A 215-nucleotide genomic window follows, 5' to 3' on the forward strand; every position below is an offset into this window, starting at 1 on the left:
GAATTAAGCCACATGCTCCGCCGCTTGTGCGGGCCCCCGTCAATTCCTTTGAGTTTTAGCCTTGCGGCCGTACTCCCCAGGCGGGGAACTTAATGCGTTAGCTGCGGCACGGACCACGTGGAATGTGACCCACACCTAGTTCCCAACGTTTACGGCGTGGACTACCAGGGTATCTAATCCTGTTCGCTCCCCACGCTTTCGCTCCTCAGCGTCAG

At 58.1% G+C, this 215-nt stretch carries 1 rRNA gene; it reads right to left on the minus strand.

Going from position 1 to position 215, the window contains the following annotated elements:
- A 16S ribosomal RNA gene (locus tag RM572_RS29900) occupies positions 1–215 on the minus strand; the annotation flags it as partial.

Origin of the sequence: Streptomyces hazeniae (assembly GCF_031845485.1) — a bacterium.
GTDB lineage: Bacteria > Actinomycetota > Actinomycetes > Streptomycetales > Streptomycetaceae > Streptomyces > Streptomyces hazeniae.